25 protein-coding genes are annotated in these 25,104 nt (G+C 69.9%); 11 read left to right on the top strand and 14 right to left on the bottom strand.

What is annotated here, in order from left to right; all coding sequences use genetic code 11:
• Window positions 1–24 precede the first annotated feature (24 nt).
• Complete coding sequence (locus tag AWC24_RS11690) at window positions 25–306, top strand: DUF1490 family protein (RefSeq protein ID WP_085085079.1); 282 nt, start codon at window positions 25–27, stop codon at window positions 304–306.
• A complete protein-coding gene (gene ctpC, locus AWC24_RS11695; protein WP_085085081.1) occupies window positions 306–2,522 on the top strand; it encodes a manganese-exporting P-type ATPase CtpC in 2,217 nt (738 codons plus the stop codon). Before AWC24_RS11690 ends, ctpC begins: the two co-directional genes overlap by 1 nt.
• 65 nt (window positions 2,523–2,587) lie before the next feature.
• Here the strand turns inward: ctpC and AWC24_RS11700 are convergent, their stop codons facing one another.
• The 3 genes from AWC24_RS11700 to pstS form a co-directional block, all read right to left on the bottom strand.
• The gene (locus AWC24_RS11700) at window positions 2,588–3,208 is read right to left on the bottom strand and encodes a cation efflux transmembrane domain-containing protein (RefSeq protein ID WP_407663437.1); all 621 of its coding nucleotides are present in this window, start codon (window positions 3,206–3,208) and stop codon (window positions 2,588–2,590) included.
• Between the two features lie 184 nt (window positions 3,209–3,392).
• Complete coding sequence (locus AWC24_RS11705; RefSeq protein ID WP_085085083.1) at window positions 3,393–5,387, bottom strand: serine/threonine-protein kinase PknD; 1,995 nt, start codon at window positions 5,385–5,387, stop codon at window positions 3,393–3,395.
• Window positions 5,388–5,482: 95 nt separating this feature from the next.
• Complete coding sequence (pstS, locus tag AWC24_RS11710) at window positions 5,483–6,601, bottom strand: phosphate ABC transporter substrate-binding protein PstS (protein ID WP_085085085.1); 1,119 nt, start codon at window positions 6,599–6,601, stop codon at window positions 5,483–5,485.
• A 156-nt stretch (window positions 6,602–6,757) separates the two neighbouring features.
• On the opposite strand from pstS, the gene AWC24_RS11715 reads away from it, so the two are divergent.
• Window positions 6,758–7,951: a CoA transferase gene (locus AWC24_RS11715; RefSeq protein ID WP_085085087.1), complete on the top strand. Its 1,194-nt coding sequence runs from the start codon at window positions 6,758–6,760 to the stop codon at window positions 7,949–7,951.
• A gap of 31 nt (window positions 7,952–7,982) precedes the next feature.
• Here AWC24_RS11715 and AWC24_RS11720 read toward each other — a convergent pair whose 3' ends face one another.
• Genes AWC24_RS11720 through AWC24_RS11750 form a run of 7 tightly spaced genes read right to left on the bottom strand, consistent with a single transcriptional unit; the run spans window position 7,983 to window position 15,899 of the window.
• Complete coding sequence (locus AWC24_RS11720) at window positions 7,983–9,128, bottom strand: acetate kinase (protein ID WP_085085089.1); 1,146 nt, start codon at window positions 9,126–9,128, stop codon at window positions 7,983–7,985.
• Window positions 9,125–11,227, bottom strand: a complete 2,103-nt coding sequence (gene pta / locus AWC24_RS11725; protein ID WP_085085091.1) for a phosphate acetyltransferase — start codon at window positions 11,225–11,227, stop codon at window positions 9,125–9,127. Before pta ends, AWC24_RS11720 begins: the two co-directional genes overlap by 4 nt.
• 7 nt (window positions 11,228–11,234) lie before the next feature.
• Window positions 11,235–12,362 (bottom strand): aminotransferase class V-fold PLP-dependent enzyme, encoded by a 1,128-nt coding sequence (locus tag AWC24_RS11730; RefSeq protein WP_085085093.1) that lies wholly within the window; start codon window positions 12,360–12,362, stop codon window positions 11,235–11,237.
• A gap of 9 nt (window positions 12,363–12,371) precedes the next feature.
• Window positions 12,372–12,953, bottom strand: coding sequence for a maleylpyruvate isomerase family mycothiol-dependent enzyme (locus tag AWC24_RS11735; RefSeq protein ID WP_085085095.1), 582 nt, complete (start codon window positions 12,951–12,953; stop codon window positions 12,372–12,374).
• A gap of 9 nt (window positions 12,954–12,962) precedes the next feature.
• Window positions 12,963–14,132: an acyl-CoA dehydrogenase gene (locus AWC24_RS11740; protein ID WP_085085097.1), complete on the bottom strand. Its 1,170-nt coding sequence runs from the start codon at window positions 14,130–14,132 to the stop codon at window positions 12,963–12,965.
• A 14-nt stretch (window positions 14,133–14,146) separates the two neighbouring features.
• On the bottom strand, window positions 14,147–14,662 hold the full coding sequence (purE, locus tag AWC24_RS11745) for a 5-(carboxyamino)imidazole ribonucleotide mutase (RefSeq protein ID WP_085085099.1): 516 nt from the start codon (window positions 14,660–14,662) through the stop codon (window positions 14,147–14,149).
• Window positions 14,655–15,899 (bottom strand): 5-(carboxyamino)imidazole ribonucleotide synthase, encoded by a 1,245-nt coding sequence (locus AWC24_RS11750; protein ID WP_085085101.1) that lies wholly within the window; start codon window positions 15,897–15,899, stop codon window positions 14,655–14,657. Before AWC24_RS11750 ends, purE begins: the two co-directional genes overlap by 8 nt.
• An 85-nt stretch (window positions 15,900–15,984) precedes the next feature.
• Between AWC24_RS11750 and AWC24_RS11755 the strand changes: the two genes are divergently transcribed.
• Window positions 15,985–16,668 carry a GtrA family protein gene (locus AWC24_RS11755; protein WP_085085103.1) on the top strand — a complete coding sequence of 228 codons (684 nt, stop codon included), beginning with the start codon at window positions 15,985–15,987 and terminating at the stop codon, window positions 16,666–16,668.
• Here AWC24_RS11755 and AWC24_RS11760 read toward each other — a convergent pair.
• Entirely contained in the window at window positions 16,632–17,141 is a 510-nt protein-coding gene (locus AWC24_RS11760; protein ID WP_085085105.1) for a PH domain-containing protein, read from the bottom strand. The genes AWC24_RS11755 and AWC24_RS11760 overlap by 37 nt on opposite strands.
• Before the next feature lie 8 nt (window positions 17,142–17,149).
• Window positions 17,150–17,962, bottom strand: coding sequence for a biotin--[acetyl-CoA-carboxylase] ligase (locus tag AWC24_RS11765; RefSeq protein ID WP_085085107.1), 813 nt, complete (start codon window positions 17,960–17,962; stop codon window positions 17,150–17,152).
• A gap of 145 nt (window positions 17,963–18,107) precedes the next feature.
• On the opposite strand from AWC24_RS11765, the gene AWC24_RS11770 reads away from it, so the two are divergent.
• Window positions 18,108–19,013 (top strand): alpha/beta hydrolase, encoded by a 906-nt coding sequence (locus AWC24_RS11770; RefSeq protein WP_085085109.1) that lies wholly within the window; start codon window positions 18,108–18,110, stop codon window positions 19,011–19,013.
• Window positions 19,014–19,073: 60 nt separating this feature from the next.
• Here AWC24_RS11770 and ligD read toward each other — a convergent pair whose 3' ends face one another.
• The gene (gene ligD, locus AWC24_RS11775; RefSeq protein ID WP_085085111.1) at window positions 19,074–19,988 is read right to left on the bottom strand and encodes a non-homologous end-joining DNA ligase; all 915 of its coding nucleotides are present in this window, start codon (window positions 19,986–19,988) and stop codon (window positions 19,074–19,076) included.
• A gap of 126 nt (window positions 19,989–20,114) precedes the next feature.
• Between ligD and AWC24_RS11780 the strand changes: the two genes are divergently transcribed.
• The 4 genes from AWC24_RS11780 (at window position 20,115) to AWC24_RS11795 (ending at window position 23,021) form a co-directional block, all read left to right on the top strand.
• Complete coding sequence (locus tag AWC24_RS11780; RefSeq protein WP_085085113.1) at window positions 20,115–21,767, top strand: acyl-CoA carboxylase subunit beta; 1,653 nt, start codon at window positions 20,115–20,117, stop codon at window positions 21,765–21,767.
• A gap of 74 nt (window positions 21,768–21,841) precedes the next feature.
• Window positions 21,842–22,096 (top strand): acyl-CoA carboxylase subunit epsilon, encoded by a 255-nt coding sequence (locus tag AWC24_RS11785; RefSeq protein WP_085085165.1) that lies wholly within the window; start codon window positions 21,842–21,844, stop codon window positions 22,094–22,096.
• Complete coding sequence (locus tag AWC24_RS11790; protein WP_085085115.1) at window positions 22,093–22,731, top strand: Maf family protein; 639 nt, start codon at window positions 22,093–22,095, stop codon at window positions 22,729–22,731. Before AWC24_RS11785 ends, AWC24_RS11790 begins: the two co-directional genes overlap by 4 nt.
• Before the next feature lie 32 nt (window positions 22,732–22,763).
• Complete coding sequence (locus tag AWC24_RS11795) at window positions 22,764–23,021, top strand: hypothetical protein (RefSeq protein WP_085085117.1); 258 nt, start codon at window positions 22,764–22,766, stop codon at window positions 23,019–23,021.
• Between the two features lie 12 nt (window positions 23,022–23,033).
• Here the strand turns inward: AWC24_RS11795 and AWC24_RS11800 are convergent, their stop codons facing one another.
• Window positions 23,034–23,609: a hemerythrin domain-containing protein gene (locus tag AWC24_RS11800; RefSeq protein ID WP_085085119.1), complete on the bottom strand. Its 576-nt coding sequence runs from the start codon at window positions 23,607–23,609 to the stop codon at window positions 23,034–23,036.
• Window positions 23,610–23,786: 177 nt separating this feature from the next.
• On the opposite strand from AWC24_RS11800, the gene AWC24_RS11805 reads away from it, so the two are divergent.
• Together AWC24_RS11805 and AWC24_RS11810 are read left to right on the top strand one after the other, a co-directional pair.
• Window positions 23,787–24,677, top strand: a complete 891-nt coding sequence (locus AWC24_RS11805) for a sulfurtransferase (protein WP_085085121.1) — start codon at window positions 23,787–23,789, stop codon at window positions 24,675–24,677.
• Window positions 24,677–25,093 carry a SufE family protein gene (locus AWC24_RS11810; RefSeq protein ID WP_085085123.1) on the top strand — a complete coding sequence of 139 codons (417 nt, stop codon included), beginning with the start codon at window positions 24,677–24,679 and terminating at the stop codon, window positions 25,091–25,093. Before AWC24_RS11805 ends, AWC24_RS11810 begins: the two co-directional genes overlap by 1 nt.
• The last annotated feature ends 11 nt before the right edge of the window (window positions 25,094–25,104 follow it).

Genomic DNA, 25,104 nt, shown 5'->3' on the forward strand with positions numbered 1-25,104 from the left:
ACGGACCCACGGAGGGGATGACTCATGGCGGTACAGGGACTGCTGGCGAAGGCGGCCGGAACGGTGTTCACCGGGCTGGTCGGGGTCAGTGCCTACGAGCTGGCACGCAAGGCGCTGGAGAAGGCTCCGCTGCACGAAGCCGCGGTGACCGCCACCGAGTGGAGCCTGCGCGGCACCCGGCGAGCCGAAGAGGTCGCCGAGTCGGCGCGCCTCAAGGTGGCCGACGTCGTCGCCGAGGCACGCGAACGCATCGGCGAGGAGACCACCCCGCCGGCGGTGGCCGTCGCGCACGACCATGACCATTGATGACCACTGATCGCGGCGACGTGAGCGCCGCCAACAGCGCAGAGCTGATCGTCGTCTCCGACGCCGCCGGCCGGATGCGGGTGCACACCCCCTGGGTCCGCGGCGACTCGCGGCGCGCGGTGGCGGTGGAGGAGACGGCCGGGCGGGTCAACGGGGTGCGCACCGTGCACGCCTACCCGCGCACCGGCTCGGTGGTGGTCTGGTACTCCCCCAACCGGTGCGACACCGACGAGGTCCTGGCGGCCATCCGGGCGGCGGCCGACGTCGCGGCCGACCTGATTCCGGCCCGCACGCCGCGCTCGGCGGACATCCGCAACACCGATGTGCTGCGCATGGTGATCGGCGGCGCCGCGCTGGCGATGCTGGGCCTGCGCCGCTACGTGTTCGCCCGGCCGCCGCTGCTCGGGCCCAGCGGCCAACTGGTCGCCACCGGCGCCACGGTCTTCATGGGCTACCCGTTCCTGCGCGGCGCGCTGCGCTCGATCCGATCCGGGCGGGCCGGCACCGATGCGCTGGTGACGGCGGCGACCATCGCCAGCCTGGTCCTGCGGGAGAACGTGGTCGCGCTCACCGTGCTGTGGCTGCTCAACATCGGCGAGTACCTGCAGGACCTGACGCTGCGGCGCACCCGGCGCGCGATCTCGGATCTACTGCGCGGCAGTCAGGACACCGCCTGGGTGCGACTGGCCGACGGCCCCATGGCGGGAACTGAAGTGCAGGTGCCGATCGACACGGTGCAGATCGGCGACGAGGTCATCGTCCACGACCACGTCGCGATCCCGGTCGACGGCCTGGTCATCGACGGGGAGGCCATCGTCGACCAGTCGGCGATCACCGGCGAGACCCTGCCGGTCAGCGTGGTCGACGGCACGACGGTGCACGCCGGGTCGGTGGTGGTGCGCGGCCGGGTGGTGGTGCGCGCCACCGCGGTCGGCAGCCAGACCGTGATCGGCAGGATCATCAGCCGCGTCGAGGAGGCCCAGCACGACCGCGCCCCGATCCAGACCGTCGGGGAGAACTTCTCCCGCCGTTTCGTGCCGGCGTCGTTCATCCTGTCGGCGTTCACCCTGCTGGTGACCGGCGACGTCCGCCGCGCGATGACGATGCTGCTGATCGCCTGCCCGTGCGCGGTGGGGCTGGCCACGCCGACGGCGATCAGCGCGGCGATCGGCAACGGCGCCCGGCGCGGGATCCTGATCAAGGGCGGCTCGCATCTCGAGCAGGCCGGCCGGGTCGACGCCATCGTGTTCGACAAGACCGGCACACTCACGGTGGGCCGGCCTGTGGTGACGAATATCGTTGCCGTCCACAAAGATTGGGAGCCCGAACAGGTGCTCGCCTACGCCGCCACCTCGGAGCTGCACTCGCGGCATCCGCTGGCCGAGGCGGTGATCCGCTCCACCGAGGAGCGGCACATCGTGATCCCGCCGCACGAGGAGTGCGAAGTCCTGGTGGGTTTGGGCATCCGAACCTGGGCCGACGGTCGCACCCTGCTGCTGGGCAGCCCGAATCTGCTGCGCGCCGAGAAGGTCCGCATCTCGAAGAAGGCGGCGGGCTGGGTCACCAAGTTGCGCGCCCAGGCCGAGACCCCGTTGCTGCTGGCCGTCGACGGCACCCTGGTCGGGTTGATCAGCCTGCGCGACGAGGTGCGCCCGGAGGCGCACGAGGTGCTCGAGCAGTTGCGTGCCAAGGGTATTCGCCGCGTCGTGATGCTCACCGGCGACCACCCCGAGACCGCCGCGGCGGTGGCCGCCGAGCTCGGCATCGCCGAATGGCGCGCCGAGGTGCTGCCCGAAGACAAACTGCAGGTGGTTCGCGAGCTGCAGGACGAAGGCTATGTCGTCGGCATGGTCGGTGACGGTGTCAATGACGCGCCGGCACTGGCCGCCGCCGACATCGGCATCGCGATGGGGCTGGCCGGCACCGACGTGGCGGTGGAGACCGCCGACGTGGCATTGGCCAACGACGATCTGCGGCGGTTGCTGGACGTCCGCGACCTGGGCAGCCGGGCGGTCGAGGTGATCCGGCAGAACTACGGCATGTCGATCGCGGTCAACGCCGCCGGTCTGCTGATCGGCGCCGGCGGAGCACTGTCACCGGTGCTGGCCGCGATCCTGCACAACGCCTCGTCGGTGGCGGTGGTCGCCAACAGTTCGCGGCTGATCCGCTACAAGCTGGATCGCGAACCGCTGACATCCGGCCCCGCGGAGGCGTAATCTGTCTCCGTCCCGACTGTTCCTGTCGAGCAACACCACCAGCTCCAGGACAGTCGGGACTTTGCTCAGCAGCCGCAGCCCTCGCCGCGCCAGGACCGGAAACCCTGCCACACCGACACCGCCGCGACCGCCAGCCCGATCAGCGGGTCCAGCCACCATCCGCCCGTCCACTGCGCGGTCAGCGTCAGCCCGACCAGCACCGCGGCGGCCTGGATCGCGCAGAGATAGTTCTGTACGCCTTCGCCGACGGTGGCCGCCGAGCCCAGCCGGTTGCCGAGCCGTCGCTGCGCGCGGCCCAGTACCGGCATCACCAGCACCGCCACCGAGGTGAGCGCGATCCCGATGACGCTGCTCTCGGCGCGGTGGTCGCCGAACAGGTGGCGGACCGACTCCGCGGCGATGTAGGGGGCGTTGATCCAGAACGACACCGCCACCCCGATCTGGGCGCGCCGCTCGGCGGTCTCGGACAGCGTGCGGGCACCGGTGAACCGCCAGATGACGATGGCCCCGGCCAGCGCCTCGGGAATGGCGCCCAGCGCCCAGCCGGTCAACGCGATCGAGCCGGCCGCCAGGCCGCCCCAGATGCCGACCACGCCTTCCACCCCGACGACCAGCAGGCTGACCCAGGCCAGCCGCCGGGCCCACAGCGCGGCGCGATACCAGCCCGCGTCGAACACCGGGCGGATGACGGTGCGATGTCCGGCGTGATCGTGATCGTGATCGTGGCCGGCGCCCACCGGGCTCACCGAACCGCTCACGGCCGCATCGGGGCCCACGACGCGACTGTCCACGACAAAAATGCTACCGCCCATTTCGGGCCCGGGCCGCCCGCCGGGCCGCTCAGCTGCAGGATCCGGCGTGAAACGGCTCTCAGCGGTCGGCGTCGACCTTGACCACCCGATCATTGCCGCGGTCGGCGACGTAGACGTTGCCGTGCTTGTCCACCGCGACATCCAACGGGGCGTTGAGGCCGGTGAACGGCAACACCACCGGGACCGCGGCCCCGGCCGCCAGCTTCACCACCTTGTTGCGGTTGTGCTCGGTGACATACACGTTGCCGCCGTCGTCGACCGCGATGCCCCGCGGCGAGACGATCCCGGCGAACGGCAACACCACCTGCTCGTTGGAGACCGCCAGCAGCTTGAGCACCCGATTGTTGCCGGTATCGGTGACGTAGACATTGCCGGCCGAGTCCACCGCCACCCCGTCGGGTTTGTTGAGCCCGACGAACGGCAGCGCGGTCTGGGTGTTCGTGCCGGATTCGAGCCGCAGCACCAGGTCGCTGCCGCGGTCGGCGACGTAGACGTTGCCGTCGGAGTCCACCGCCACCCCGTCGGGATCGTCCAGGCCCGCGAACGGCAGCACGGCGTGGGAGTCGTCGCCGGCGGCCAGCTTGACGACCCGGGCGGCGTCGGAGAAGTAGACGTTGCCGATGTCGTCGACCACCAGGCCGCGCGGCTGGTACTGGTCGCTGAACGGCAGCACCGTCGAGGAGTCCGAGCCGGCGGCCAGCTTGACCACCCGCCCGTGTATGCCCTCGCTGCTGACATAGACGTTGCCCTCGGCGTCCAGCGCCACCCCGCCGGGCGAGAGCCGATAGTCCAGGTCGGTGAACGGCAGCACGTCCTGCGGGGGCGCCGCCACCGGTGTCGCCGACGACGGCCGGCTCACCAGCTGCCCTACCGCGGCGATGACGGCGACCGCGGCCAGCACAGCGCCCGCCACCAGCACGGGTTTGCGTGGCAGCCGGCGGCGACGCGCCGCGGTGGGCATCGGCTCGGCCTCGGTGACCGGGTCGGACTGCAGCAGCGGGGTGACCGGGAACGGGCCGCCCAACCGCGCGCCGGGGTCCGCACCAGACAGCAGCCATCCCGGGCCGGCCGGCGCCGGCTGGTCCGCGGTATCGGCCCAGCCGCCGGTCCCGGTGTCGGGGCGGGGGTCAGGCCCGGTCTCGGGTTCCAGACCGCCGGGCAGGTGCAGGGCGGGCTCGCCTCGCCGCAGGATCCTGGTCACCTGGTGGCGTTCGGGCTCGGTCAGCGCCTGGTAGGCGGCCGCGGCCAGCTCGCCGGCGCTGCTGTAGCGATCCTCGGGTTTGCGGGCCATGCCCCGGGCCAGCACCTCGTCGATGGCGACCGGAACGCGTCCCGGGCGCAGCTTGCCGGGACGCGGGGGCGGGGCCGTCCGGCGTTCCTGCAGCGCGGCCTCGACGGTGTCGGCGGTGAAGGCGGGCACCCCGCTGAGGCACTCGGCCAGCACGGCCGCCAGGGCGTAGATATCGGCGAGGTGGGTGGCCTGCTCACCGGTCAGCCGCTCGGGCGCCAGGTAGGCCACCGGGCCGGTCGCCGGGTCGGCGGGCGTCGCGGGGTCGGCGATCGCCGCGGCCACGCCGAAGTCCATCAGGTAGGCCAGGTCATCGCCGGTGACCAGGATGTTGGCGGGTTTGACGTCGCGGTGCACGACGTCGGCGTTGTGGGCGGCATCCAGGGCCGCGGCGATCTGCCGCACGATGGCCACCGCCCGCGGCGGGCTCAGCGGGCCGCCGTCGGCCAACACGGTGGCCAGGTCGGTGCCTTCGACCAGATCGGTCTCCAGGTACAGCAGATCGTCGATCTCGCCGTAGGCCCGGATCGACACCACATGCGGTTCGGTCAACTGACCGGCGGCTTCGGCCTCGTCTTCCAGCCGGCTGCGGAACGCCTCACTGCCGGAGAGCGCTTCGGAGATCAGCTTCAGCGCCACCACCTCGTCGTTGCGGGTGTCCTCGGCCCGGTAGACCTCACCCACGACGCCGTGGCCCAGCAGGTCGCCGAGCTGGTAGGGGCCGAACCGCGACCCGACCCGCGAACCCGGCTCGGTGTTGTTCACCGACGACGCTCCCTTCGACCGCTGCGCACCACCGTGCCGCGAAGCCGCGGCGAAAGACCGGCTATCAGCCTAACCGGCGGCGGCCCCGCATCCGGTCACGAGACGGCGTTCACCGCGGCCAGCACCTTGGATGCGAAGGCTTCCGGCAGCGGGATCGATCCGTACTGTTCCAGGCCGTCCTGTCCGGGACCGACCGCGGCCTGCAGGAATGCCCTGACGGCCGTTGCGGTGGCGGCGTCGACGTACTTCGAGCAGACGATCTGGTAGGTCGCCGACACGATCGGGTAGGCGCCCGGCGCGCTCGGCTTGTACAGCGACGCCATGTCCAGCACCATGTCGTTGCCGTTCCCGGAGCCCGCGGCGAATTTCGCACCGGCGATCGTCTTGCCGACCGAGTCGGCGGAGATGGACACCGGGCGGTCGTCGGCCGCGGCGATGATCCGGGCCGTCGGCAGCTGTTTGCCCGCCGCGACCGACCACTCGCTGTAGCTGATGGCGCCGTCGGTGTTCTGCAGCACCGCCGAGGTGCCGTTGTTGCCGGCGGCGCCTTCGCCGACGCCGCCGTTGAACATCTCGCCGTCCGCGGCGTACCAGGCGCCCTCCGAGGCGCTCTCGAGATACCTCTGGAAGTTGGCCGTGAGCCCTGATCTGTCACTGCGGTACACCACCCGGATGGGTGTCGACGGCAGCGCAATGCCGGCATTGAGCGCCTTGATGGCGGGGTTGTCCCAGGCGCCGATCGTGCCGTTGAAGATCTTCGCCACCGTCGGGCCGTCCAGGTTCAGATCGGTGACTCCGCTGATATGAAAGGTGACCGCGATCGGGGCGAACACCGTCGGCAGGTGCCACGCCGGTGACCCGCACCGCTCCGCGGCCCGTTCCGGCTGCCCTTTGGCGGGGTCCAGCGCCACGTCGGTGCCGGCGAAGTCGGTCTCGGCGGCCAGGAAGTCGTCGACCCCGGCAGCCGAGCCGTTGGCGGTGTAGTTCAGCGTCTGCCCCGGGCAGGCCCGGCCGTAGGCGTAGCCGAACTGTGCGATCGCGTTCTGCTGCGCCACCGATCCGGCGGCATGCAGGTCCTGCTTACCCCCGCAATCGACCGTCGACTCCGGCCCGGCCGGCGAGGCCGCCTCGTCGGTCGAGCCACCGCACGCCGAAACGGCAAGTGCGCCAACAACGAGCAGGGTCGGCAACACAGACCATCGGCCGGATTTCACAGCACCGAACCTTACCGTTGACTCCCGTCGAGCGGGCGGGGCATCGGCCCACGCCCGGGATCGGGGCACTGTGCCTATCGTGTTCATGGTGTTGCTCATCATCGCCGGACGGCGGTTCGCCGGGCCGTCCGGCCCGCATCGGAGAGGGCTGGGCAGATGACCGACGATTCGGGCCCGAAACCACTGGACGGATTCCGGGTGCTGGACTTCACCCAGAACGTGGCCGGGCCGCTGGCCGGGCAGGTGCTGGCCGACCTGGGCGCCGAGGTCATCAAGGTGGAGGCGCCGGGCGGCGAGGCCAGCCGGCAGATCACCTCGGTGCTGCCGGGCCGCCCGCCGCTGGCCGTCTACTTTCTGCCCAACAACCGCGGCAAGAAATCGGTGACCGCCGATCTGGGTGCCGACGGACCCAGACAGCAGATCCTGTCCTTGGTCGACACCGCCGACGTGGTGCTGGAGGCGTTCCGGCCCGGCGTGATGGAACGGCTGGGGCTGGGGCCGGACGAGCTGCGTGCCCGAAACCCCAAGCTGGTCTACGCGCGGTTGTCGGCCTACGGCGGCAACGGCCCCAACGGCGACCGGCCGGGGGTCGATCTGATGGTGGCGGCCGAAGCCGGGATGACCTCGGGCATGCGCACCCCGGACGGCAAACCGCAGATCATCCCGTTCCAGCTGGTCGACAACGCCAGCGGGCATGTGCTGGCGCAGGCGGTGCTGGCCGCGTTGCTCAACCGCGAGCGGCACGGGATCGCCGACGTCGTCGAAGTGGCGATGTACGACGTTGCGGTGGCGCTGCAGGCCAATCAGCTCGCCGTGCACCTGAACCGGCCGGCGGCCTCGGCCGCCGGACCGCCGGCCGGTCAGCCGGCCAAGCGGCGCAAGGGCGTCGGCTTCGCCACCCAGCCGTCGGACGCCTTCCGCACCGCCGACGGCCACGTCGTCATCAGCGCCTACACCCCCAAACACTGGGACATCCTGTGTCGCACCATCGGCCGGCCGGACCTGACCGAGGATCCGCGGTTCGCCGATCAGCGCTCCCGGTCGATCAACTACGCCGAGCTCACCGACGAGCTGGAGACCACGCTGGCCTCGGCGACCTCGGCGGACTGGGTGGACCGGTTGCAGCGCAACGGCCTGATGGCCTGTCTGGCCAACACCTGGAAGCAGGTGGTCGACACCGCGCTGTTCGCCGAGAACCGGCTGGCGCTGCGCATCGGCGGCGACGACGACGGGATCACCGTGGTGCGCACCCCGGCCCGCTACCGCTCGTTCGAGGCGGTCGCCACCGGCGCTCCGCCGTCACCGGGGCAGCACAACGCGGATCTGCTGGGCGAAGAACCGCCGGGCTGAGCCACCAGCAGGCCGGCGTCCACCGGGACGGTCACACGAACTGCCAGGCCGCCCGGGCGATCGCCAACTCCTCGTTGGTGGGAACCACCAGCACGGTGCTGCGCGAGTGCTCGGCGGAGATGATCCGGGCGCCGGAGCCGGCGCGATTGCGCTGCGGGTCGATGACGATGCCCAGGCCGTCCAGGCCGGCCAGCGCGTCCTCGCGGACCGCGGCGACGTTCTCCCCCACTCCGGCGGTGAAGGCGATCGCGTCGACGCGGCCCAGCACCGCCAGGTAGGCGCCGATGTATTTGCGCAGCCGGTGGATGTAGACGTCGTAGGCCAGCTTCGCCGGCGCCGAGCCGTCCGCGACGCGTTCCAACAACTCCCGGAAGTCGTTGCTGCCGCACAGTCCCTTCAGCCCGGAGCGCCGGTTGAGCAGATCGTCGAGCTGTTCGACCCCCATGCCCGCGGTGCGCCGCAGGTGCATCAGCACCCCGGGATCGATGTCGCCGCAACGGGTTCCCATCACCAGGCCCTCCAGCGGGGTGAGTCCCATCGAGGTCTCGACCGCCACTCCGCCGCGGACCGCCGACGCCGACGCCCCGTTGCCCAGGTGCAGCACGATGGTGTTGATCTCGGTGAGGTCGGCGCCCAGCAGCACCGCCACCTCGCGCGAGACGTACTCATGGGAGGTGCCGTGGAACCCGTAGCGGCGGATGCCGTATTCGATGGCCACGTCCCGGTCGATCGCGTAGCTGGCGGCGTCCTCGGGCAGCCAGTGGAAGAAGCCGGTGTCGAAGACCGCCACGTGCGGCACGTCCGGGAAGTCGGCGCGCGCCACCTCGATGCCTATCGCGTTGGGCGGGTTGTGCAGCGGCGCCAATTCGGCGAGCCGTTCGATCTCTGCCAGCACCGCGTTGGTGATCAGCGTCGGCGAGTGAAACATCATGCCGCCGTGCACCACCCGGTGACCGACCGCCCGGACCGCGGCGAGATCGACGTGCGAGTCGGCGAGGCGCTGGTGGATCCGGCGCAGGCCGGCGGCATGGTCGGGGATCGCCCCTCCGGGTTCGCCGATCTGCTCCACCAGCCCGGAGATCACCGCGGTGCCGGCCACCGGGTCGACCAGCTGGAACTTGATCGACGACGAGCCGGAGTTGAGCACCAGCACCAGCCCGGCCGGCACCGTGTTCACCGGGCCACCTCCTGCGCCTGGATCGCGGTGATCGCCACGGTGTAGACGATGTCGTCGACCAGCGCGCCGCGGGACAGGTCGTTGACCGGTTTCGCCAGGCCTTGCAGCACCGGACCGATCGCCACCGCGCCGGCGCTGCGCTGCACCGCCTTGTAGGTGTTGTTGCCGGTGTTGAGATCCGGGAAGACCAGCACGGTGGCCCGCCCGGCCACCACCGAGTCCGGCAGCTTGGCCGCCGCCACCCCCTCGTCGACCGCGGCGTCGTACTGGATCGGCCCGTCGGCGAGCAGATCGGGGCGTCGCTGGTGCACCAGTTGCGTTGCGGCACGTACCTTGTCGACGCCGGCCCCGGCCCCGGATTCGCCGGTGGAATACGACAGCAGCGCCACCCGGGGTTCGATACCGAACGCCGCGGCGGTGGCCGCCGACGAGATGGCGATGTCGGCGAGTTGCTCGACGGTCGGATCGGGCACCACCGCACAGTCGCCGTAGGCCAGCACCCGGTCCGACAGGCACATCAGGAACACGCTGGAGACCGTCGACACTCCCGGCGCGGTCCGGATGATCTCGAACGCGGGCCGGATGGTGTGGGCGGTGGTGTGAGCGGCACCGGACACCATGCCGTCGGCGATGCCGAGTTGCACCATCATGGTGCCGAAATAGGAGATGTCGCGCATGATCTCGCGGGCGCGGTCCTCGGTCATCCCCTTGTGGGCGCGCAGCCGGGTGTATTCCGCACCGAACGAGTCCAGCAGGCCGCTGCTGGCCGGATCGACCACCTGCGCCGCAGCCAGGTCGACGCCGAGTTCGGCGCCGCGCCGGCGCACCGCATCCTCCACCCCGAGCAGCGTCAGGTCCACGATGCCGCGGGACAGCAACCGGCCGGCCGCCAGCAGGATCCGGTCATCGGTGGCCTCCGGCAGCACGATGTGGCGACGGTCGGCCCGGGCCCGTTCCAGCAGCCGGTAGGTGAACATCTGCGGGGTCACCACCGTCGAGTCCGGCACCCGGATCCGTTCGGCCAGTACGGCACCGTCGACGTGGTCGGCCATCACCTGCAGCGCGGTGTCGATCTTGCGCAGCGAATCGACGGTGATCCGGGACCCGGTGTGCGACACCTGCTCGGCGGTGTCATAGGTGCGGTGGCCGGTGGCGATCAGCGGCAGGGTGGGGCGCAGCCCCTTGACCAGTTTGTCGATCGCCGGGTGCGGCAGCAGCCCGCCGTTGAGAATGATCCCGGCCAGGGACGGAAACCCCTGCGCGTCATGGGCGTTCACCAATGCCAGTAGCACGTCGGAGCGGTCGGCCGGCACGATCACCACCTGGCCGTCGGTGAGCCGCTCCAGGATGTTCTCGGCGGTCATGCCGCCAACCATGACGCTCAGCGCCTCGCGGCGCAGCAGCTCCGGGTCACCGCTGTAGACGGTGCCGTCCAACGCCGCGCAGAGTTCGGCCATCGTCGGCGCGGACAGCAGCGCCACCTCCGGAACGGCGAACGCCGGGATGTCGGCGGCGGCCGGCTGCGCCGAGATCGCCTGGGTGATCTCCGTCAACCGGTCGGGGTCGCAGCGGTTGGCGATCACCGCCGCCGGGCGCGCGTGGACGCCCGCCGCCTCGGCCAGGCAGCGCGCGGTGATCTCACCGATGTCCGCCGCGTCGCGGTGGTGACCGTTGATGGCCAGCACCAGCGGCGCACCGAGGTTCACCGCGATGCGGGCGTTGAAGGTCAACTCGCTCGGGTTGACCACGTCGCTGTAGTCGCTGCCGACCACCAACACCGTGTCGCATCGGCGCGCGACATCGTGGAACCGGGTGACGATCTCGCCCAGCGCGGCTTCCCGGTCGGCATAGACCTGCTGGTAGGTGACCCCGCGACAGCTGCCGTCGTCGTCGATCGTGGCGGTGGCGTGCGCCAGTAGCAGCTCGAGTTGCTCGTCGGGCCCGTCGAGCGAGCGGACGATCGGGCGGAACACCCCGACCCGTGCCGACGAGGCGGCCAACAGATCCAGCAGCCCCAGGGCGATGACGGCCTTACCGGTGCCGCCCTCGGCGGCGGCCAGGTAGATGCTCGACGCGTGGGCCGGATCGGCTTCGGTCATGCCGCGCTCAGCTGATCCGGTCGATCGCGGAGCAGAGGCGCGCCACCGTCCCCTCGATGTCGGCCAGCTTGTCCAGACCGAACAACCCGACCCGGAAGGTGCTGAACGTCGCCGGTTCGCCACACTGCAGCGGCACCCCGGCGGCCGTCTGCAGCCCCTGGCCCAGAAACTTTCTGCCGGTGCGGATGTCGGGGTCGGTGGTGTAGCTGACCACCACCCCGGGGGCCTCGAAGCCCGGTGCGGCCACGCTGGGAAAGCCGCGTTCGGCCAGCAGCGCTCGCACCTTGCGCCCCAGGGCGAACTGCTGGTCCTGGACGTCACCGAAGCCGCGGTCGCGGGTCTCGGCCATGGCGTCGCGCAACCGGCCGATGACCCCGGTCGGCATGGTCGCGTGATAGGCGTGGCCACCGTTCTCGTAGGTCGCCATGATCTCGCGCCATTTCTTGAGATCCAGGGCGAAGCTGGTGCTCCGGGTGCGCTCCAGGGCATCGAGCGCCCGGCCGGACAGCCCGATCATCGCGCAGCCGGGTTCGGCACTCCAGCCTTTCTGCGGCGCGGTGACCAACACGTCGACCCCGAGGGCGGTCATGTCGGCCCAGACCGCACCCGAGGCGATGCAATCCAGTACGAACAGGCCGCCCACCGCCGTCGTCGCCGCCCCGACGCGCGCCAGGTAGTCGTCGGGCAGCAGGATTCCGCTGGCGGTCTCGACGTGCGGGACGAACACCACCGCCGGCCGGGTGCGCGCGATCGCCTCCTCGACCTCCTCGACGGGGGCGGGCGTCCAGGGGGCCTGGTCGCCGTCGCCCGCCGGGCGCGCGTTGAGCACCGTGACGCCGTCGGTGATGCGGGTGGTCTCCAGGATCTGACTCCACCGGTAGCTGAAGAACCCGTTGCGCACGACCAGCACGTCGGCGCCGTTGGCGAACTGCCGCGCGACCGCCTCCATGCCGCAGGTTCCGTTGCCGGGCACCAGGATTGCCGCATCCGCGCGGTACACCTCGCGCAGCATGGCCGAGATGTCGGTCATGACGTCGCGGAAACGCGCCGACATGTGGTTGAGCGCCCGGTCGGTGTAGACGACCGAATACTCCAGCAACCCGTCGGGGTCGACGTCGGGCAGCAGTCCTGGCATGGTGCTCTCCTAAGCGGGGCGAACGGAGCCGATCTCGACGTCGGGTATGTCTCTGCCGCCCAGCCACAGCCCCAGCGCCTCGGCGGTGCCGCGGACCACGGTGCCGCGGCCCCGGGGACGGCCGATCCCGTTGGTGGGCTCCACCCGATACCGCAGCAACGTCGGCTGCAGCTTCTGGGCGGTCAGGCTCACGCCCTCGGTGAGGATCGCGGCCTCTTCGGCCGGCGGGATGTCCCGGGACCGCCCCAGCCCGCGCAGCACGTCCTGGTGGTGCATGGCCACGTCGCCCAGCAAGAACCCGGCCATGGCCCGGTCGGGAACCTGCGCCCAGCGCCGGCCGGCGGCGATGATCTCGTCGCGGTCGCGAAGCCGTCCGGCCGCCACGATCTCGGCGTTGATCGTGTGCAACCGCCACGGCGCCCGCAGGTACCGGCCGACCTCGGCGGTGCCGATCAGGTGCGCCAGCACGTCGCGCGGCGACCAGCCCGCGCACAAGGTGGCGCCGTGGTCGAACTCCGCGTCGGTGAGCCCGTCGACCGTGTCGATGAACGCCTGGCGCGCCGCGCGGGCGATATCGATCCGGGATGTCATCGAGCCAATTTAACGCAGCAGGTGCCGGCTCATCACGACACGCTGAATCTGGTTGGTGCCCTCGTAGATCTGGGTGATCTTGGCGTCCCGCATCATTCGCTCGACGGGGAAGTCGGTGGTGTAGCCGGCTCCGCCGAACAGCTGCACGGCGTCGGTGGTGACCTCCATGGCGACGTCGGAGGCGAAGCACTTGGATGCCGCCGAGATGAAGCCCAGCTCGGTCTCGCCGCGCTCGGCGCGGGCCGCGGCGGAGTAGACCATCAGCCGGGCCGCCTCGATCTTCATCGCCATGTCGGCGAGCATGAACTGCACCCCCTGGAAGGAGCTGATGTTCTTGCCGAACTGCTTACGGTCCTTGGTGTAGTCGATCGCCGCGTCCAGGGCGCCCTGCGCGATGCCGACGGCCTGGGCACCGATGGTCGGGCGGGTGTGGTCCAGGGTGCGCAGTGCGGTCTTGAACCCGGTGCCGGGCTCGCCGATGATCCGGTCGCCGGGGATGCGGCAGTTCTCGAAGTACAGCTCGGTGGTCGGCGAGCCCTTGATGCCGAGCTTGTGCTCTTTGGGCCCGATGGAAAAACCCTCGTCGTCGAGGTGGACCATGAATGCCGAGATGCCGTTGGCGTCCAGGTCGGGGTCGGTCACCGCCATCACGGTGTACCAGGTGGACTTGCCGCCGTTGGTGATCCAGCATTTCGAGCCGTTGAGGATCCAGTCGTCGCCGTCGGCCTTGGCGCGGGTGCGCATCGCCGCGGCGTCACTGCCGGCTTCGCGCTCCGACAGCGCATAGGAGGCCATCACCTCGCCGGAGGCCAGGCCCGGCAGCACCTGCTGCTTCAACTCGTCGGAGCCCGACAGGATCAGCCCCATGGTGCCCAGCTTGTTGACCGCCGGGATGAGCGACGACGATGCACAGACCCGGGCGACTTCCTCGATCACGATGCAGGCCGCCACCGAGTCCGCGCCCTGCCCGCCGTACTCCTCGGGCACGTGCACGGCGTTGAACCCGGAGGCGTTCAGTGCCGCCAGGGCCTCTTCCGGGAAGCGGGCCGCCTCGTCGACATCCTTGGCGTGCGGAGCGATCTCCTTCTCGGCCAAGGCGCGGATCGCGGCCCGCAGCTCGTCATGCTCCTCGGGAAGTTTGAACACGTCGAACGAGGGATTCCCGGCCCACCCAGCCATCACAGCCTCCTAAGCTACTCGCCGGTAACTTTACCTTGAAGTGCGGCGTCCTTCGCAAGCACGGTGTCGGCCAACTGCTGTTGGAAGGTCTCCATCCGGGCCCGCAGGGCCGGATCGGCGGAGGCCAGGATGCGCACCGCCAGCAAACCCGCGTTGCGTGCGCCGCCGATGGAAACGGTGGCCACCGGCACCCCGGCCGGCATCTGCACGATCGACAGCAACGAATCCATCCCGTCGAGCCGGGCCAGCGGAACCGGGACGCCGATCACCGGCAGCGGTGTGGCCGAGGCCACCATCCCGGGCAGGTGCGCAGCCCCGCCCGCCCCGGCGACGATCACCTCGATACCGCGGCCGGCGGCGTCGCGGGCGTAGTCGAACATCCGTTGCGGGGTGCGGTGCGCCGAGACCACCCCGACCTCGAACGGGATGTCGAACTCGGCCAGTGCCATGGCAGCGTCCTGCATCACCGGCCAGTCGCTGTCGCTGCCCATGATCACACCGACCCGGGGACCGGGCTTGTGTTCACTCATGCGGGTCCCATCCATCGCTCCATTCCGCGTGCGACAACCAGTGTGCCGCGTTTTCGGCCCGTTCACGCAGCTCCGCGCAACCTGCCGCATCGTCACCGAGCAGGTTGATGTGCCCGATCTTGCGGCCCGGCCGCTCGTCCTTGCCGTAGAGGTGCACCCGCGCGTCGGGATAGCGGGCGAACAGGTGGTGCAATCGCTCGTCCATCGTCATCGCCGGCTGTTGCGGGGCGCCGAGCACGTTGGCCATCACGGTCACCGCGGCCACCGGGGCGGTGGCGCCGAGCGGATAGTCCAGGACGGCGCGCAGGTGCTGCTCGAACTGGCTGGTGGCCGCGCCGTCCATGGTCCAGTGCCCGGAGTTGTGCGGCCGCATCGCCAGCTCGTTGACCAGCAACTCGCCGTCCATCGTCTCGAACAGTTCGACGGCGAGCACCCCGACCACGCCCAGCTCGTCGGCCAGCCGCAGCGCCAGTCGCTGTGCGGCGGCCGCCGACTCCGCGGACAGCTCGGGGGCCGGCGCGATCACCGTCACACAGATCCCGTCTTGCTGCACCGTCTGGACCACCGGCCACGCCGCGCCCTGGCCGAACGGCGAACGGGCGACCAGCGCGGAGAGCTCCCGGCGCATCGCGACCCGCTCCTCGACCAGCACCGGCACCCCGGAGGCCAGGTAGTCGGCGGCCGCGGCCCGCGCCCGGACGACGTCGTCGACGATCGAGACCCCCCGGCCGTCGTAGCCACCCCGGGCCGCCTTCACCACCATCGGGCCACCGGTCAGCGCCGCGAACTCCTCGAGGGCCGCCATGTCAGCAGCGGTCTCGATCGCGGCGAACCGGGGCACCGGCGCCTCCAGCGCCGCCAGCTTACGTCGCATCACCAGCTTGTCCTGGGCATGGCGCAACGCGGCCGGCGGCGGCGCCACGGTGACGCCCTCGGCGACCAGCTTGTCCAGCAGCTCGCCGGGGACGTGCTCGTGATCGAAGGTCAATACGGTGACCCCCGACGCGACCCGGCGCAGGTCGTCGAGGTCGGTGTGCGAACCGATCACCACATCGGGGGTGACCTGAGCCGCCGGTTCGTCGGCCGCGGCGGCCAGCACCCGCAGCCGCTGGCCGAGCGCGATCGCGGCCTGGTGGGTCATCCGGGCCAACTGGCCGCCGCCGACCATGGCGACCTGGGGACACCGCCCGCTTGCGGGCGCCGGCGTGGCAGCCAGGGGCGTGGAGGGCACGGGCACGGGCAATATCGTGTCACGCCGCCTCGGCTACGGCGTTATCCAGTCATTAGGCAGGGATCCGGCAAAGTCCGTACACTGGCAACTTGTGTCTTTTACCGACGCCACGATCGCCCGGTTGCCGAGTGTGATCCGGCCGCTGGCCGAGCGCCACCACGAGTTGATCAAGTTCGCCATTGTCGGCGCGACCACATTCGTCATCGACTCGGCGCTGTTCTACACGCTCAAGCTGACCATCCTGTCGCCCAAGCCGGTCACGGCCAAGGTCATCTCCGGGATCGTCGCGGTGATCGCCTCCTACATCCTCAACCGGGAGTGGAGTTTCAAGGACCGGGGCGGCCGGGAGCGCCACCACGAGGCGCTGCTGTTCTTCGGGGTCAGCGGTGTCGGCGTAGCGCTGTCGATGGCGCCGTTGTGGTTCTCCAGCTATGTGCTGCAACTGCGGGCGCCGATGGTGTCGCTGACCATCGAGAACATCGCCGACTTCATCTCGGCCTACATCATCGGCAACCTGCTGCAGATGGCGTTCCGGTTCTGGGCGTTCCGCCGCTGGGTCTTCCCCGACGAGTTCGCGCGCACCGAGGACGCCGCGTTGAGCGCCTCCATCGAGGGCGGCGCACTCGTCGAGGCCCTCGAGGACACCCTGGAAGACTTGGAAGACTTGGAAGACACCGCCGGGTCCTCAGACGACGGCCACGCCGGCGTGGTGACCCTGTTCCGGCGCCCGGACCGGCATCAACGCGCAGCGGACGGGTTGTCGAAGACTTCGTGATAGAGCAGCGCGTGCACCTGTTCCACGCGCGGGATGTCGTAGAACTCCAGCGGTTCTTGTGACGCCGACTCGATGATCAGTGTCCCGGTGCGCAGCATCCGGTCGATGAGCCCGTGGACGAATTCCACGCTGTTGATCCGCGCCAGCGCGATGTCGATGCCGCTGCGGGTCAGCAACCCGTGCCGATACATCACCCGCCGGTCGGTGACGACGAAATGTGTGGTCAGCCAGCTCAGGAAGGGCCAGAGCACCAGCCAGCCGACCACCACCAGCCAGATCACCCAGATCACCGCGAACACCACGTTCTTGGCGTTGGGGTCCCAGGCCCTCGGGTTGACGAACCCGGATGCGAAGCCGGCGCAGGCGGTGGTCAGCAGCAGCGCCAGCACCGGGCCGATCAGGCGTTTGACGTGCGGGTGCCGGTGCAGCACCACCTGCTCGTCGTCGGCCAGCACGCTCTCGGGGTAACCCATGGCCGGTCCTAGCTGTCCGGCCGCAGCCGGGTGACGTCGCCGGCCGACACCGTGACCGTGTCACCGCCGGTGTCGATGACCAGCCGGCCGGTGTCGTCGATGGAGCGGGCGAGGCCCTCGACCCGCCGGCCGCCGGGCATCTCGGCGCGCACCCGGGCGCCCAGCGTGCAGCTGTGCCGTCGGTAGTCCGCCACCAGCGCCCGGTCCGCCCCGCCGGCCGCACGCCAGGCCGCGATCCGGGCCGCCAGGTTCCGGAGAATCTTGTCGGCCCAGACGTTTCGGTCGATCACCGCGGCGTCCAGCATGGCCAATGAGACCGCCCGCGGATCCGGCGCCTGCTGTGCGGTCATGGTGACGTTCAGGCCGAGTCCGACCACGACGAGCGGTTTGGGGGCGGCCACCTCGGCCAGGATCCCGGCCAGTTTGCCTTGCTGGTCTGCGCCCGCGATGACGTCGTTGGGCCACTTCAGACCGACCTGCAGGCCCGAGACCTCGGTGAGCGCGTCGGCCACCGCGACGCCGGTCGCCAGCGTCAGCCAGCCCCAGCCCGATGCCGGCACCCGGTCGGCGGCGACCCCCACCGACAGGGCCAATTGGCTGCCGGCCGGCGCCACCCAGCTCCGGCCGTGCCGCCCACGCCCGGCCGTCTGGTGTTCGGCCAGCAGCACCGCACCGTCGATGTCCTCAGCGGCGGCCGAGCGGGCCAACAGATCGGCGTTGGTGGAACCGGTCTCGGCGACCACGTCCAGCGCGCGCCACGGCCGGCCGGACCCGGTGAGCCCGTCGCGCAGCGCGGTTGCGTCGAGCGGCGAAACATTCATTTCGCAAGCCTAGAGCCGGCGCCACCGCGCCGCCGGTTGAAACGCCCGACCGCGGGGTATCCGGCCCGTTGGAGGGGTGATCGAGGTGGTCACCGGGGGGTTGACGCGACGAATTCACCGTCGTCACAGCGCACAATCGGTTGCGGTGTCGCTGGCCAGCAGGCTCGTCGTCAAGAATGTGGTGCGGGCATGGGCGATTCGGCCCGACATGCCGTGGCAGCTGGCCTCGGTGGACCGGTTCGCCGGCTGGGTGCCCTACCGGCCGGCCGTGACGGTCGAACGCTTCCGCCTGGGTTCTTGTGTCGCCGAACGTGTTCAGGCCAAGCAGACCTCAGCGCAGCGGGCGATCCTCTACCTGCACGGCGGTGCGTTCCTGACCTGTGGACTCAACACCCACCGTGCGCTGGTGGTCCGGCTGTCGCGGGCGGCCGGGGCCTGTGTGCTCAACATCGACTACCGAATGTTGCCCTCGCACCGGATATCCGATGCGATCGAGGACGGGTTGAGCGGCTTGCGATGGCTGCTCCGGCGCGGCTACGACCCGGAACGCATCGTGGTTGCCGGCGACTCGGCCGGCGGTTATCTGGCCTTTATGACCGCCCTGGCCGCGGCGCAATCCGATCTGCCGAAACCTGCTGGCATTGGCGTGGTTTCACCGTTCACCGACGCCGATCCGACGGCGAAGATGCAGCACCGCAACGCACACCGGTGCGCGATGTTCCCGTGCGGGGCGCTACCGGCGTTCACCGGCTATCTCCGCCGCGCCCAAGTCGTGTCCCCGGTGGATGCCGACCTGTCGGCACTGCCACCGGTCACCATCCACGCCAGCTCCGACGAACTGCTGCTGCCCGATGCCGAGGTCATGGCGGAGCGGCTGGGCACCGCCGGCGTGCCGTGCGAGCTGCACCTGTGGGACGGCCAGATTCACGATTTCCCGCTGGCCGCCGATGTGCTGCCGGAGGGCCGGCGGGCGATCCGTTACATCGGCGACTTCGTCAAGCAGGTCACCGACGTCACCGAACCGCCCGAACCCGGTACGGCGGTGGCCTGAGGCCTCGCCGGCTACTCAGGGCCGTGCTACTCAGGGCCGTGCTACTCAGGGCCGTGCTACTCAGGCGCCGAGCTTGGCCAACCGATTCCGCAGCGGAGCCAGCGAACACGACTGGCGGTACATGTCGGCCCACGGATCGCCCGGATCGCCGCGTTCGCACATCCGCTTGGGCACGTCACGCAGGGTCCATCCGTCCGGGCGCATCCCGGGGACGTCGAGCTCGTCCCAATCCAACGGGACCGCCACCGGCGCACCGGCGCGAGCCCGCACCGCGTACGGCGCAACGCCGGTCTGGCCGTAGGCGTTTCGCATCACGTCCACATACACCCTGCCGCCGCGGCCGGCCTTGCGGACTTCGCGGGTGCGGTGCAGCGGGTCGTCGTCGACGACGAGGCCGGCGATGGTGCGGGCGAACTCACGGGCGGTGTCGAAATCGGCGTCGCCGCGCAGCGGTGCCACGATGTGCAGGCCCCGCGAACCCGTGGTCTGCACGTAGGCCGTCATTCCGAGGTCCTGCAGGACGTCGGCGACCGCCCGGGCGGTGGCCCGGACCACCGCGAAGTCATCGTCGGCGGGATCCAGGTCGAACACCAGCCGATCGGGGTTCTCCAGTTGCGGATGCCGGGAAAGCCAGGAGTGCAGCGTGATGCAGTCCTGGTTGGCCGCCCACACCAGCGCCTCCCTCCGCGACACCACCGGATGCACGACGGTTCCCTCGCCGGACGTCCGGGCGACCTCGACCCGGTCCATCCAGTCCGGCAACGAGGCGGCGAAATTCTGCTGGATGAACCCTTCCTCGTCGATGCCGCCGGGGAACCGGGTCAGCGTGAGCGGGCGGCCGTCCAGATGCGGCACCATCACCGGCGCGAGTTCGGCGTAGTAGTCGATGAGGTTGCCCTTGGTGATCGCCTCGTGGGTGGCGGACGCCGGGAAGAGCACCCGGTCTGGGTGAGTGATCGCGACGTTGGGCTTCATAGCTGGCCGCGTACCCGTTGACACCGAACCGGTAAACCGGCCCGGCGGCCGCCCGCGCCCCACTCTGCGGTGGCGTTACCGGGTCCGCGCGGGTGATCCGATAGCTCGCGATTAAGATCATTTCTTATGACCAGTGTTTCTGAGCACTCCGGGGAGTCCGCCGTAGAAGCCCAAGGCGAGCACGTCGTCGACATCCACACCACCGCCGGCAAGCTCGCCGACCTCAAGCGTCGCGCCGAGCAGACGCTGCATCCGGTCGGTGAGGCCGCGGTGGAGAAGGTGCACGCCAAGGGCAAGCTGACCGCCCGCGAGCGCATCCTCGCCCTGCTCGACGAGGGGTCGTTCATCGAGCTCGACGCGCTGGCCAAGCACCGCAGCACCAACTTCGGCCTGGCCGGGAAGCGCCCGCTCGGCGACGGTGTGGTCACCGGCTACGGCACCGTCGACGGCCGCGAGGTCTGCATCTTCTCCCAGGACGCCACCGTCTTCGGCGGCAGCCTCGGTGAGGTCTACGGCGAGAAGATCGTCAAGGTCCAGGAGCTGGCCATGAAGACCGGCCGGCCGCTGATCGGTATCAACGACGGCGCCGGCGCCCGCATCCAGGAGGGCGTGGTCTCGCTGGGCCTGTACAGCAAGATCTTCCACAACAACATCCGGGCCTCCGGGGTGATCCCGCAGATCTCGCTGATCATGGGCGCCGCCGCCGGCGGCCACGTGTACTCCCCCGCCCTGACCGACTTCATCGTGATGGTCGACCAGACCAGCCAGATGTTCATCACCGGCCCCGACGTGATCAAGACCGTCACCGGCGAGGATGTCACCCAGGAGGAGTTGGGTGGCGCCCACACCCACATGGGCAAATCCGGCACCGCGCACTACGTCGCCTCCGGTGAGCAGGACGCCTTCGAGTACGTCCGCGACCTGCTCAGCTACCTGCCGCCGAACAACTACGCCGACCCGCCGCGCTATGCGGTGCCGCCCCCCGACGGCGCGATCGAGGACAACCTCACCGACGAGGACGTCGAGCTCGACACGCTGATCCCGGACTCGCCCAACCAGCCGTACGACATGCACGAGGTGATCACCCGGATCCTCGACGACGACGAGTTCCTCGAGGTGCAGTCCGGTTACGCGCAGAACATCGTCGTCGGCTTCGGCCGCGTCGAGGGCCGCACGGTCGGGATCGTGGCCAACCAGCCCACCCAGTTCGCAGGCTGCCTGGACATCAACGCCTCGGAGAAGGCCGCCCGGTTCATCCGGACCTGCGACTGCTTCAACATTCCGATCGTGATGCTGGTGGATGTGCCCGGCTTCCTGCCCGGCACCGAGCAGGAGTACAACGGCATCATCCGCCGCGGCGCCAAGCTGCTCTACGCCTACGGTGAGGCCACCGTGGCCAAGATCACCGTCATCACCCGCAAGGCCTACGGCGGCGCATACTGCGTGATGGGCTCCAAGGAGATGGGCGCCGACGTCAACGTGGCCTGGCCGACCGCCCAGATCGCGGTCATGGGCGCCTCCGGGGCGGTCGGATTCGTCTACCGTTCGCAGCTGAAGGAAGCGGCCGAGAACGGCCAGGATGTCGATGCGCTGCGCCTACAACTGCAGCAGGAGTACGAGGACACCCTGGTGAACCCGTACGTCGCCGCCGAGCGCGGTTACGTCGACGCGGTGATCCCGCCGTCGCACACCCGCGGCTACATCGCGACGTCGCTGCGGTTGCTGGAACGCAAGATCGTCCAGCCGCTGCCCAAGAAGCACGGGAACATTCCCCTGTGAGCGGATCGAGCGGAGTGAGCGCAGCGAATGACGCAAGTGACGCGAGCAGCGGAGACCCTGTGAGCGGAGATCCGATGAGCGGCGAGGCGACCACACCGGCCGAAGAGACTCCAGCGACCAACGAGCCGCACATCACGGTGCTGCGGGGTAACCCCTCCGACGAGGAAGTGGCAGCCCTGGTCGCGGTGCTGGGCACTGCCGGCGGCGGCGCGGCCGACACCGGCCCGCCGGAGCGCAACATGTGGGGGCACCCGGTCGACAAACTGCGGTACCCGCTGTTCAGCTGGCAGCGGATCACGCTGCTTGAGCGCACACATATGCGTCGGTGACGCGCCTCGTCCTCGGATCGGCCTCACCGGGGCGGCTGGGCGTGCTGCGCCAATCCGGCGTCGACCCGTTGGTCGTGGTGTCCGGAGTGGACGAGGACGCCGTGCTGGCGGGCCTGGATCCCGGTACCGGCCCTGCCGACGTCGTGCGAACCCTGGCGCGCGTCAAGGCCGAACACGTCGCGACCGTTCTGGACCGGTCCGTCGCGCGGGATTGCGTGGTGATCGGCTGCGATTCGATGCTCTACATCGACGGCGAATTGGCCGGCAAGCCGGCTTCGGTGGACCAGGCCCGCCACCGTTGGCGGTCGATGGCCGGGCGCACCGGACAGCTACACACCGGCCATAGCCTGATCCGGCTGCAGGACAACGCGATTCGGCATCGTGCGGCCGCGACTGCGGTCACCACGGTCCGATTCGGGACACCCACCGGAGAGGATTTGGAGGCCTACCTGGCCACCGGCGAGCCGCTGCGGGTGGCCGGCGGATTCACGCTGGACGGCCTGGGCGGCTGGTTCATCGACGGCGTCGACGGCGACCCATCCAGCGTCATCGGGATCAGCCTGCCGTTGACGCGCTCGCTGCTGGCCGGTGCCGGCCTGTCCGTCGCCGCATTGTGGGCGGCCAACCCGGTGTAGGCGACGCGCCGACGGGGAAGTCAGTGTCGGTGATGGACATCTCCGCAGACGACGTACGCCGGCTGCTCGGCGCCAACGAGGCCGACGACCCGGTGCTGGTATTGATCGAGGGCCGCCTGGAAATCGTGCCCGCCGCCGAGCTGACATCGGGTAAGTATCGCGGCGCATTACGGGTCGCTTCCCGCGACGAGATCATCGAGCGCACCGGCGGAGGCGAAGCGGTTTCGGACCGGGAACTCGACGACCAAGCTCGGGCGCTGAATACCGCCGTCCGCAACCTCGGCGGTTGAGAATCCGGGCGCTCAGCCGGTTTGTCGTCCCGTCAGCTTGTCGCGGATCCGGTCGACCATTCCCACCCCCGCGCCGAGGGTCTTGTGGAACAACTCCGAATGCGGTGCCTGCGGGTGCGGGCGAGTGGGCGCCACCTTTTTGGCGGTCTGGACTTTTTCGCCCATCTCGACGAGTTCCTTGGCCGAGAGGTGTTCCCGCAGTTTGGGAAACTGCTCGGATTCCTCGTCGTTCGCGTGATGACGCAGCAGTGACTTCAGCTGTCCAGCCAGGTCCAGGAACGCCGGATCCGACGCGGAGACATCCTCGAGCTTCTTCATGAGCTGCACGAGCTCGTCGTGCTCTTCCTTGTCGTGCTTCACATCGTCGGCACCGCCGGGCAGCTTGTCCTCCACGACCGGGTAGACGAACATCTCCTCGGCCACCGAGTGGCGCATCACCTCGGCGGTCACGGTGTCGGCGAGGTCGCGCTGGGTGTCGGTGTCGACAGTGCCCTCGATTTCGGTCAGCAGGTCGATCATCTCGTTGTGGTCGGTGGTGAGGATGTCGACGACGTCTGCGGTTGCCGAGTCCTGTTCGCTGTCAGCCATGAAACGTTCCTCCGGTGTGTGCGTCAGCCGTCGGAAAGGGGGTACCCGCCCGCTGCGGCCCCAACCCCGCCGTGTACCCCCGGGTATTCGCCGCTTGCGCCTCGCCGATGAGGTGCGGCTGAGTGTTTGGTGCCGTCTAGCCGCGACGCGCGCGATCGGGTGAGTAGGCTCGACACCGTGCCAGTGCCTGCCGACCCCAGCCCCGCCCTGCAGTCCTACGCTCACCCGGAACGGTTGGTGACCGCCGACTGGCTCGCGGGAAATCTCGGTAAACCCGGTCTCGTCGTGGTGGAGTCCGACGAGGACGTGCTGCTCTACGACGTCGGCCACATTCCCGGTGCGGTGAAGATCGACTGGGTCACCGACCTCAACGACGCGCCGGTCCGCGACTACATCACCGGCGAGCAGTTCGCCGACCTGATGAACCGCAAGGGCATCTCCCGCGACGACACCGTGGTGATCTACGGCGACAAGTCCAACTGGTGGGCGGCCTACGCACTGTGGGTGTTCACCCTGTTCGGCCACGAGGACGTGCGGCTGCTCGACGGCGGCCGCGACCTGTGGGTGTCCTCGGGCCGGGAGACCACCCTGGAGGTGCCGAGCAAGACCACCACGGGCTACCCCGTCGTCGAGCGCAACGACGCCCCGATCCGGGCGTACAAGGAAGACGTGCTGGAGATCATCGGCCGGGCGCCGCTGATCGACGTCCGCTCGCCGCAGGAGTACACCGGCGAGCGCACCCACATGCCGGACTACCCGGAGGAGGGGGTGCTGCGCGGCGGCCACATCCCCACCGCGGTCTCCATTCCGTGGAGCAAGGCGGCCGACGACGCCGGCCGGTTCCGCAAACGCGAGGAGTTGGAACAGCTCTACGGCTTCTTGAAGCCGGGCGACAATCCGGTGGCCTACTGCCGCATCGGGGAGCGTTCCAGCCACACCTGGTTCGTGCTGACCTACCTGCTGGGCATGGCGGGCGTGCGCAACTACGACGGCTCCTGGACCGAGTGGGGCAACACGGTGCGGGTGCCGATCGTCGACGGTGAAGCACCGGGAGCCGTGCCGGCCTGATGAGCCTGCCGGAGGGATTGGCGCAGGTGGTTTCCGACTTCGCCGAAGTCGAAGGCCAGGACAAACTCAAGCTGCTGCTGGAGTTCTCCGACGAACTCCCGGAACTGCCCGACGACTTGGTCGAATCCGCCATGGAGCCGGTGCCGGAGTGCCAGTCGCCGTTGTTCCTGCATGTCGATGCCGCCGACCGGCAGCGGGTGCGGTTGTATTTCAGCGCTCCTCCGGAGGCGCCGACCACGCGCGGGTTCGCCTCGATCTGGGCCGCCGGCCTGGACGGGCAGCCGGCCGACGTCATCCTGGCGGTGCCGGAGGATTTCGCCTCGAGTCTGGGGCTGGCCGCGCTGATCAGCCCGTTACGGCTGCGTGGGATGTCGGCGATGCTGACCCGGATCAAGCGGCGACTGCAAGCCGCGTAAGGGGCACCTGG

Source organism: Mycolicibacter senuensis (genome assembly GCF_002101885.1).
Taxonomy (GTDB): Bacteria; Actinomycetota; Actinomycetes; order Mycobacteriales; family Mycobacteriaceae; genus Mycobacterium; species Mycobacterium senuense.

Bases quoted from the DNA above. Each gene is read 5' to 3' on its own strand.
- ligD (WP_085085111.1), bottom strand. From the start codon at position 19,988: ATGAAGCCCAACGTCGCGATCACTCACCCAGACCGGGTGCTCTTCCCG.
- AWC24_RS11740 (WP_085085097.1), bottom strand. From the start codon at position 14,132: ATGGCTGGGTGGGCCGGGAATCCCTCGTTCGACGTGTTCAAACTTCCC.
- purE (WP_085085099.1), bottom strand. From the start codon at position 14,662: ATGAGTGAACACAAGCCCGGTCCCCGGGTCGGTGTGATCATGGGCAGC.
- AWC24_RS11760 (WP_085085105.1), bottom strand. From the start codon at position 17,141: ATGGGTTACCCCGAGAGCGTGCTGGCCGACGACGAGCAGGTGGTGCTG.
- ctpC (WP_085085081.1), top strand. From the start codon at position 306: ATGACCACTGATCGCGGCGACGTGAGCGCCGCCAACAGCGCAGAGCTG.
- AWC24_RS11715 (WP_085085087.1), top strand. From the start codon at position 6,758: ATGACCGACGATTCGGGCCCGAAACCACTGGACGGATTCCGGGTGCTG.
- AWC24_RS11795 (WP_085085117.1), top strand. From the start codon at position 22,764: ATGGACATCTCCGCAGACGACGTACGCCGGCTGCTCGGCGCCAACGAG.
- AWC24_RS11730 (WP_085085093.1), bottom strand. From the start codon at position 12,362: ATGCCAGGACTGCTGCCCGACGTCGACCCCGACGGGTTGCTGGAGTAT.
- AWC24_RS11810 (WP_085085123.1), top strand. From the start codon at position 24,677: ATGAGCCTGCCGGAGGGATTGGCGCAGGTGGTTTCCGACTTCGCCGAA.
- AWC24_RS11785 (WP_085085165.1), top strand. From the start codon at position 21,842: ATGAGCGGCGAGGCGACCACACCGGCCGAAGAGACTCCAGCGACCAAC.
- AWC24_RS11735 (WP_085085095.1), bottom strand. From the start codon at position 12,953: ATGACATCCCGGATCGATATCGCCCGCGCGGCGCGCCAGGCGTTCATC.
- pta (WP_085085091.1), bottom strand. From the start codon at position 11,227: ATGACCGAAGCCGATCCGGCCCACGCGTCGAGCATCTACCTGGCCGCC.
- AWC24_RS11765 (WP_085085107.1), bottom strand. From the start codon at position 17,962: ATGAATGTTTCGCCGCTCGACGCAACCGCGCTGCGCGACGGGCTCACC.
- AWC24_RS11780 (WP_085085113.1), top strand. From the start codon at position 20,115: ATGACCAGTGTTTCTGAGCACTCCGGGGAGTCCGCCGTAGAAGCCCAA.
- AWC24_RS11690 (WP_085085079.1), top strand. From the start codon at position 25: ATGGCGGTACAGGGACTGCTGGCGAAGGCGGCCGGAACGGTGTTCACC.
- AWC24_RS11800 (WP_085085119.1), bottom strand. From the start codon at position 23,609: ATGGCTGACAGCGAACAGGACTCGGCAACCGCAGACGTCGTCGACATC.